13 protein-coding genes are annotated in these 7,198 nt (G+C 70.5%); all 13 read left to right on the top strand.

Translation table 11 applies throughout. The features are described from left to right. The coding region (locus tag G495_RS22085; RefSeq protein WP_028588345.1) for a hypothetical protein at nucleotides 1–452 on the top strand (452 nt) is incomplete at its 5' end. After that, nucleotides 445–810: a DUF2190 family protein gene (locus tag G495_RS0114350; RefSeq protein ID WP_028588344.1), complete on the top strand. Its 366-nt coding sequence runs from the start codon at nucleotides 445–447 to the stop codon at nucleotides 808–810. The genes G495_RS22085 and G495_RS0114350, both read left to right, overlap by 8 nt. An 18-nt stretch (nucleotides 811–828) precedes the next feature. After that, a complete protein-coding gene (locus G495_RS0114345; protein WP_028588343.1) occupies nucleotides 829–1,767 on the top strand; it encodes a hypothetical protein in 939 nt (312 codons plus the stop codon). An 8-nt stretch (nucleotides 1,768–1,775) separates the two neighbouring features. Then, complete coding sequence (locus G495_RS21860; protein WP_156939723.1) at nucleotides 1,776–1,949, top strand: DUF7210 family protein; 174 nt, start codon at nucleotides 1,776–1,778, stop codon at nucleotides 1,947–1,949. A gap of 4 nt (nucleotides 1,950–1,953) precedes the next feature. Beyond that, nucleotides 1,954–2,370 (top strand): gp436 family protein, encoded by a 417-nt coding sequence (locus G495_RS20610; RefSeq protein WP_051445413.1) that lies wholly within the window; start codon nucleotides 1,954–1,956, stop codon nucleotides 2,368–2,370. Then, entirely contained in the window at nucleotides 2,370–2,867 is a 498-nt protein-coding gene (locus G495_RS19430) for a phage virion morphogenesis protein (RefSeq protein WP_051445412.1), read from the top strand. Before G495_RS20610 ends, G495_RS19430 begins: the two co-directional genes overlap by 1 nt. Then, the gene (locus G495_RS19425) at nucleotides 2,864–3,415 is read left to right on the top strand and encodes a hypothetical protein (protein ID WP_051445411.1); all 552 of its coding nucleotides are present in this window, start codon (nucleotides 2,864–2,866) and stop codon (nucleotides 3,413–3,415) included. The genes G495_RS19430 and G495_RS19425 overlap by 4 nt, the downstream gene beginning before the upstream one ends. Then, on the top strand, nucleotides 3,408–4,085 hold the full coding sequence (locus G495_RS20605; protein WP_051445410.1) for a phage baseplate assembly protein V: 678 nt from the start codon (nucleotides 3,408–3,410) through the stop codon (nucleotides 4,083–4,085). The genes G495_RS19425 and G495_RS20605 overlap by 8 nt, the downstream gene beginning before the upstream one ends. Before the next feature lie 23 nt (nucleotides 4,086–4,108). Beyond that, nucleotides 4,109–4,282 (top strand): hypothetical protein, encoded by a 174-nt coding sequence (locus G495_RS21855; RefSeq protein ID WP_156939722.1) that lies wholly within the window; start codon nucleotides 4,109–4,111, stop codon nucleotides 4,280–4,282. 8 nt (nucleotides 4,283–4,290) lie between these two features. Next, nucleotides 4,291–4,617, top strand: coding sequence for a GPW/gp25 family protein (locus G495_RS0114305; protein WP_156939724.1), 327 nt, complete (start codon nucleotides 4,291–4,293; stop codon nucleotides 4,615–4,617). Then, nucleotides 4,614–5,513, top strand: coding sequence for a baseplate assembly protein (locus tag G495_RS0114300; RefSeq protein ID WP_028588341.1), 900 nt, complete (start codon nucleotides 4,614–4,616; stop codon nucleotides 5,511–5,513). Before G495_RS0114305 ends, G495_RS0114300 begins: the two co-directional genes overlap by 4 nt. Continuing rightward, nucleotides 5,506–6,138 carry a phage tail protein I gene (locus G495_RS19415; protein ID WP_051445409.1) on the top strand — a complete coding sequence of 211 codons (633 nt, stop codon included), beginning with the start codon at nucleotides 5,506–5,508 and terminating at the stop codon, nucleotides 6,136–6,138. Before G495_RS0114300 ends, G495_RS19415 begins: the two co-directional genes overlap by 8 nt. Beyond that, on the top strand, nucleotides 6,131–7,159 hold the full coding sequence (locus tag G495_RS20600; protein WP_051445408.1) for a phage tail protein: 1,029 nt from the start codon (nucleotides 6,131–6,133) through the stop codon (nucleotides 7,157–7,159). Before G495_RS19415 ends, G495_RS20600 begins: the two co-directional genes overlap by 8 nt. The last annotated feature ends 39 nt before the right edge of the window (nucleotides 7,160–7,198 follow it).

The following is a 7,198-nucleotide window of genomic DNA, read 5'->3' as shown; positions in this document are numbered from 1 at the left end:
CCCCCGCCGAACCCGGCGATGCGGCCCTGGCCAAGCGGGTGGCGGATCTGGAGGCCCGCGAGGCGGCTTTTGCCGAGAGACAGGCGCGCCAGGAGGCCACCGAAATCATCGACAAGGCCGTGGCCAGCGGCCTGCTGACCCCCGCCACGGCCAGCGGCCTGGCGGAGTTCGCGGCCAGCCTGCCGGACAACGAGGCCGACGCCGTCAGTTTCGGCGAAGCCGAACAGAAGCTGACCCCGCGCCGGTTCTTCTTCGACTTCCTGGGCCGCTTGCCCAAGGCGGTGGACTTCGGGGAGCTGAGTGCCGAGGACGGCAGGTCGCCGCATGGCTTGACCCCCGCCGATATGGCCATGCGCGCCGTGGCTTTCCAGGAAGGCTGCCGCCGCGACGGCCTGATCATCACCACCACCGAGGCCGTGCAGGCCGTCAAGGAGGGCAAGGACCGTGAGTAACCCTGGCATCTACAAGACCAAGCTCGCGGGGAGCGTGATTCCCCCCTACGTCCTCGTGGCTCACGGCGCCCAGGACGGCGCGGTGGCCCTGGCGACCGTCGCAACCGACGCCTTGTGCGGCGTGACTCAGGAGTTGGGCGCCGATGCCGTCGGCGACCCTGTGGATGTGTGCAAGGGCGGGTTGCCCGAGATTCGCCTGGGCGGCGACGTGGTGCGGGGCGATCCCTTGACCTCCGACACCGAGGGCCGCGCCATCAAGGCCACGGTCAGCGGCTCGCGCATCATCGGCTTCGCCGAGGTCTCGGGCGCGGAGGATGACATCGTGCCCTTCCTGTTCGCCCCGGGCGTCCTGCCCTAACCCCAAGGAGACAAGCTCATGAAACAGGCACCCTTCCCCATCAGCCCGGAGCTGACCGCCATCGCCATCGCCTACCGCAACCCGGCCTCGGCCCTGATCGCGGACGAGGTCATGCCCAGGCAGCGCACTCCCGTGGCGACCAAGGAGTTCAAGTACAACGTCTTCAACCTGCCCGAGGCGTTCACCGTCCCGGACACCCGCGTCGGTCGCAAGGGCAGCCCCAACGAGGTCGGTTGGTCCGCCGAGGAGCTGACCTCCAGCGTCGAGGACTTCGGCCTGGACGATCCGATCCCCCAGGACGACATCGACCAGGGCCGCGCCCAGGGCCTGAACGTCCAGGGCGAGTCGGTGGAGTTCATCATGAACCTGCTGCACCTGGACCGCGAGGTCCGCGTGGCCGCCGTGGCCCAGAACGCCGCCAACTATGCGGCCTCCAACATCCAGGCCCTGTCCGGCACGGACAAGTTCTCCGACGCGGCCAGCGACCCCGTGAAGATCCTGCTGGATGCCCTGGACACCCCCATCGTCCGGCCCAACATCATGAACCTGGGCCAGTCCGTGTGGACCACCCTGCGCACCCACCCCAAGGTCATCAAGGCCATCTACCCCAACGGCGACGGCTCCGGGACCATCAACCGCAAGCAGCTCGCCGACATCCTGGAGCTGGAGGCCATCCACGTGGGCACGTCCTTCGTGAACAACGCCCGCCGGGGCCAGGATCCGACCTTCGTCCGCACCTGGGGCGCGCACGTGTCCCTGCACTACCGGGACAAGATGGCCACCAGCAAGCGCGGCATCACCTGGGGCCTGACCGTGCCCTACGGCAAGCCCGTGGCCGGGAGCCAGCCCGACTCGAAGATCGGCCTGCGCGGCGGCCAGCGCGTGCGCGCCGGTGAGTCCGTGCGCGAGCTGGTGACCGCGCCCCAGGCGGGCTTCCTCATCCAGAACGCCATCTAGGAGGCAACATGCCCTATATCGCCAACGTGACCGTCAAGCACGACGGCAAGAACTACCAGCCTGGGGCCGAGGTTCCCCTGACCGACAAACAGGCCGCGCCGTTGCTGGCGCTGAAGGCCGTCCAGGAAGCCGAGCCCGACGCGGACAAGGCCCCGGCCAAGACCAACAAGAAGAAGGATTAGCGCCATGCCTTACGCCGCCGCCCAGGACATCATAGACCGCTACGGCGACGATCTCCTGTACAGCCTCGCTCCCGACCAGGACGGCGAGACGTACGACGCCGAGATCGTGGCCCAGGCGCTGGCCGACGCCAGCGAGGAGATGGACCTCTCCCTGCGCGGGCGCTACCGGCTGCCCCTGGCCACCGTGCCGGGGGTGCTGGTCCGAGCCTGCGTCGACCTGGCCCTGGGCCTGATCCCCAGGAACGCGGCGGAGGACGGCGACCTCATCCAGAAGCGGGCCAAGCAGGCCCGCGAGCTGCTGCGCGGCCTGGCGCGCGGCGATCAGAAGCTCGACCTCGAAGCGGCTCCCAGTCAGGGGGGCGGGGACATCCTGTACGACAATCCCCCGTCTCCCTGGCCCGGGGGGCTGGAGGGCTTCTGATGAGCGGCGCGAGCTTCGAGCTGGCCCTGGAGGACATGCTGCCCAAGCGGAGCCTGGCGCGGCTGCTGGACGTGGTCCAGGATCTCACGCCCTTGATGGACGAGGTGGGCATGAGCCTGGTGACCTCCACGTCGCGGCGCTTCGAGCTGGGCGTGGACCCGGACGGCAACCGCTGGATCCCGTCGCGGCGCGCGCGGGAGACCGGCGGGCAGACGCTCGTCCGCGACCGGCACCTGAGCGACTCCATCACCCACGATCCCGGCAGGGCCGGGGTCGAGTGGGGATCGAACCTCCCCTACGCCCTGATCCACCAGGAGGGCGGGGAGATCGTCCCCAAGACCAGTCGCTTCCTCGTCTTCCAGGCAGGCGGCGGCATGGTGTTCGCCCGGCGGGTGGAGATCCCGGCCAGGCCCTATCTCGGCTTCGACGACGACGACGAGGCGGCGACCCTGGCCATCGTCCAGGACTTCATGACCGCCGCCCTGGAGGCGCGATGAACTTTAACGAATTCCTGGCCACGGCGGCTGCCGCCCTGGCAACCCAGTTCCCCGGTGTGCGGTCCTCCAAGCCGCACCGGGGTCGCTTCACCCTGGACGAGCTGGGCGCCATGTCCCAGGCCGCGCCCGCTCTGCGCGTGGCTCTGTGGGAGATATCCGGCGTCACCGAGGTCTCGGGCGGCCTGAAGGACATCGCCTGCCGGTTCAGCTTGGCCGTGGTCACCGGAGACACTAAGGGTCTGCCGCGCGAGGAGGCTGCCAACAACTTGGTGGAGGCGCTGTGCGTCTGGCTGCCCGGACAGACCTTCGGGCACGACGCCGCGCACGGCGCCCAGGCCGTCACCGCCCGCAACCTCTACGACTCCGGCAAAGCTGGAAGCCGCGTCCAGCTCTGGGAAGTGACCTGGCGCCAGACTCTGCGCCTGGGGTCGGACCTGTGGGCCGAAGGCACCATGCCCTCCGAGCTGTACGCCGGGTTCTCGCCGGAGATCGGCGCGGACCATGAGCCGGACTACGACCTGGTGACCGGGGAGGATGGCGATGCGTAACCTCGACCTTGAGTACAGGGTCACGGAGTTGGAGCGGCTGCTGCACAACCTCATTCGCATCGGCACCGTGGCCGAGGCCGACTACACGGCGGCCCTGGTGCGCGTGCGCAGCGGCGATCTGCTCACCGGCTGGAGGCCGTGGCTGACGCAGCGGGCCATGTCCGACCGCAGTTGGTGGGCGCCGCGCGTCGGGGAACAGGTCGTGCTCCTGTCCCCTTCGGGAGATCCGGCCCAGGGCGTGGTGCTGCCCGCCCTGGGCCAGTCAGCAGCGGCGGCTCCGGCGGACAATCCCAACATCCGACGCGACGTCTACCCCGACGGCGCAGTCATCGAATACGACTGTGAGGCGCACCGGCTGCACGCTCTGGTCCCCGGCGATGCGGCGCTGGAGGTTTCGCGCGATGCCACCGTGCAGGCAGGGCGGAAAGTTTCTGCCGACGCGGGGGAGCGAGTGGACATCACCGCACCGCAGATCCTGCTGTCGGGCAGTATCATCTTGGACGGTCCGGTGATCCAGGGCGGCGGAGCCAATGGCGGCAACGCCGTGCTCAATGGCGCGCTGCATGTGGTACGCGACGTGACCTCCGATGCCGATGTGGTGGGCAGCGGCATTTCACTCGTCTCCCACGTGCATCCCGAGACGGGACATACGACGCAACAACCGGAATAACGGCGTTTAAACGGAGGATACCGATGCACAAGCAGATTGAATACGAAGTGCTCCGGCCCGGGTTCATCAGTGGAGCATGGCGCCAGAAGGGCGACACTGCCCGGTTGACCGAACGGGAGGCCCGCTATTTCCTGCTGGCCGGGCTACTTGGCCACAAGGCTCAGGGTGAGGTCGCCAAGCCCAAGGGGAAGAAGTAGTGCGCGGCATGAGTGCCAATGCGGGTACTGCCCTGTCCGGTCGCGACCATCTGGCGCAGTCCGTGTGCGACATTCTGTCTACGCCCATCGGTTCCCGGGTCATGCGCCGCAATTACGGATCCAACTTGCCCGATCTTATCGACGCCCCAATGACACCGGACCTGATGGTGGAGATCTACTCCGAGACCGCCGTGGCCCTGGATCAATGGGAGCCCCGTTTCAAGCTGTCGCGAGTCGGCGTGGCCGAGGCCAATGCCGGGCACCTGGTTCTGGATTTGGAGGGCGAATACCTTCCGGATGGCTCTTCCGTGACCCTGGAGGGCATCGTCGTATGAGCGGCGGCTACTCGGCCATCGACCTCGCGCGGCTGCCCGCGCCCCGGGTGGTGGAAGCCCTGGATTTCGAGACCGTGCTGACGGCGCTCATGGCCGACGTGGCCGCCCGCTGGCCGGAGTTCGACGCGCTGCTGGAGTCCGACCCTGCCGTGAAGGTGCTGGAGGTGGCGGCCTACCGCGAGGTGCTGCTGCGCCAGCGCGTGAACGACGCGGCCCGGGCCTGCATGCTGGCCTACGCCCAGGGCGCGGACCTGGACAACCTGGCCGCGCTGCTGGGCGTGGCGCGCAACCTGCTGGACCCCGGCGACCCCGGGGCCTCGCCCCCCGTGGCCGCGACCTGGGAGGACGACGAGAGCCTGCGCCGCCGGGTGCCCCTGTCCCTGGAGGGCCTGTCCACCGCCGGGCCCTCGGGGGCGTACATCTTCCATGCCCTGTCCGTGCCCGGGGTCAAGAGCGTGGCCGTGGCGTCTCCGGCTCCGGGCGAGGTGCTGGTGACCGTGCTGGGCATGGCCGGTGACGGCACGCCCGCGCCCGGGCTGCTGGACGCCGTGGCCGCCGTGCTCGGCGGCGCCGACGTGCGCCCGCTCACGGACCAGGTGACCGTGGCTGCGGCCACGGTGGTGCCCTATGTCGTGGAGGCCACGGTCTACACCTACGCGGGGCCGGACCCCGCCGTGGTCCTGGACGCGGCGCGCGAGGCCGTGCTGGCCGTGGCCGACGCCGGGCACCGCCTGGGGCGCGACATGCCGCTCTCCGCGCTGTACGCGGCCCTGCACCGCGAGGGCGTGCAGCGCGTGGAGCTGGCCAGCCCCGGGGCCACCGTGGCCGTGGGCCCGGGCGAGGCGCCGTGGTGCTCCGCCGTGACGCTGACCCTGGGAGGCGTGGCCGGTGGCTGACCTGCTGCCCGCAAGCGCCACGGCCCAGGAGCGCGCCCTGGCCGAGGCCCTGGCCCGGCTGTCCGGGGTGCCCGTGCCCGTGGCCACGCTGTGGAACCCGGACGCCTGCCCGGCGGCGCTGCTGCCCTGGCTGGCCTGGGCCATGAGCGTGGACCAGTGGGAACCGGAGTGGACCGAGGCCCAGCGCCGCGAGGTGATCCGCCGCTGCGTGGCGGTACACCGCATCAAGGGCACGCGCGGGGCCCTGGAGCGGGCCGTGGGCGCCCTGGGCTACACGGTGCGCGTGCGTGAATGGTTCGAGGAGGAGCCCAAGGGCGCGCCGTACACCTTCCGCCTCGAAGTGGAGGTGGACGACCGGGGCATCTCCGACGGGCTCTACGCCCAGCTCCGGGCCACCGCCGAGGCCGCCCGCAACGTGCGCTCGCACCTCGCCGGGCTGCGCGCCGTGAGCACGGTGCGCGGGGTGTTGCGCACGGGCACGGCGGCCCTGGGCGGGGCGGTGCTGCGCGTGCTGCCCTGGCAGCCGGGCGAGGTGGCGGCCCCTGCCGCCGGGGCGCGCACCGGGGCGGCCCTGGCCGCCTATCACCAGATCACCGTCCAGCCTTCTGGAGGAGAGCATGACTAACTACTTCGGCCTCGTCACCCGCGCCGGGCACGGGCTCATCGCCGCCGCCCTGGCCGGGGGCACCACGGTGCAGTTGACGCATATCGCCCTGGGCGACGGCGGGGGCGCCCCCGTGTCGCCCACGGAGGGCATGACCGCGCTGGTCAACGAGGTCCACCGCGCGCCCATCAACACCCTGGAGCAGGACGCCGAGAACCCGGCCCTGATGTGGGCCGAGGTGGTCCTGCCCGCCGGGGTGGGCGGGTGGTACGTCCGCGAGGCGGGCGTGCTGGACGCCGACGGCACCCTGGTGGCCGTGGCCAGCACGCCGGAGAGCTACAAGCCGCTGCTGGCCGAAGGCTCGGGCAGCGAGCTGGCCCTCAAGCTGCCCCTGGTGCTGACCAACACGGCGACGGTGACCCTCAAGATCGACCCCACGGTGGTCCTTGCCTCGCGCGAGCATGTGGCGGCCCGCGTGGCCGCGCACAACGTCGCGCCGGATACCCATGCGGACCTGCGGGCGCTGGCCGCCGCTGCCGGGGGCGTCGCGGACGCCCACGCCGGGCGCAGGGACAATCCCCACGAGGTGACCGCCGCGCAGGTCGTCGGCCTGGGGCTGGCCACGGCCACCGCCCCGGGCCTGGTCGAACTGGCCACCACCGCCGAGGCCCAGGCAGGCACGGACACCAGCCGGGCCGTGACCCCGGCGGGGCTGGCGGCGGCGCTGGCCGCCGGGCAGCGGGTGCGCGCGTGGGTGGCGTTCGATGCATCGGGGGGCGTCGTTACGGTCCTGGGGAGCTACAACGTGTCGTCCGTGACGCGCACGGCGGCGGGGAAATTTGACATCACCTTCCAGACTGCGATGCCTGACGCAAACTATGCGGCGGTCCAGGCGTGTCGATCGGATGCCTCCTCCGCCAACCGCGTAATGACCAAGGTCGTCAGCGTCTCCGCTGGCGTGTTTTCCGGGGCCTGGGGTGGCGATGACAGCGATGGGACGTGGTTTGACCAGCCGTACAACTCTCTCGTGGTGGTGCAGTAGGAGGCAAAATGTCTGACGAAGTTGTGATCTATCGGCAGG

It is taken from the genome of Desulfocurvus vexinensis DSM 17965 (assembly GCF_000519125.1).
GTDB classification, from domain to species: Bacteria; Desulfobacterota; Desulfovibrionia; order Desulfovibrionales; family Desulfovibrionaceae; genus Desulfocurvus; species Desulfocurvus vexinensis.
Note: the sequence above shows the minus strand (reverse complement) of the source record. Positions and strands in the feature narration are given on the sequence as shown.

Bases quoted from the DNA above. Each gene is read 5' to 3' on its own strand.
- G495_RS21855 (WP_156939722.1), top strand. From the start codon at position 4,109: ATGCACAAGCAGATTGAATACGAAGTGCTCCGGCCCGGGTTCATCAGT.
- G495_RS19425 (WP_051445411.1), top strand. From the start codon at position 2,864: ATGAACTTTAACGAATTCCTGGCCACGGCGGCTGCCGCCCTGGCAACC.
- G495_RS0114300 (WP_028588341.1), top strand. From the start codon at position 4,614: ATGAGCGGCGGCTACTCGGCCATCGACCTCGCGCGGCTGCCCGCGCCC.
- G495_RS0114345 (WP_028588343.1), top strand. From the start codon at position 829: ATGAAACAGGCACCCTTCCCCATCAGCCCGGAGCTGACCGCCATCGCC.
- G495_RS21860 (WP_156939723.1), top strand. From the start codon at position 1,776: ATGCCCTATATCGCCAACGTGACCGTCAAGCACGACGGCAAGAACTAC.
- G495_RS20605 (WP_051445410.1), top strand. From the start codon at position 3,408: ATGCGTAACCTCGACCTTGAGTACAGGGTCACGGAGTTGGAGCGGCTG.
- G495_RS20610 (WP_051445413.1), top strand. From the start codon at position 1,954: ATGCCTTACGCCGCCGCCCAGGACATCATAGACCGCTACGGCGACGAT.
- G495_RS19430 (WP_051445412.1), top strand. From the start codon at position 2,370: ATGAGCGGCGCGAGCTTCGAGCTGGCCCTGGAGGACATGCTGCCCAAG.
- G495_RS0114305 (WP_156939724.1), top strand. From the start codon at position 4,291: ATGAGTGCCAATGCGGGTACTGCCCTGTCCGGTCGCGACCATCTGGCG.
- G495_RS20600 (WP_051445408.1), top strand. From the start codon at position 6,131: ATGACTAACTACTTCGGCCTCGTCACCCGCGCCGGGCACGGGCTCATC.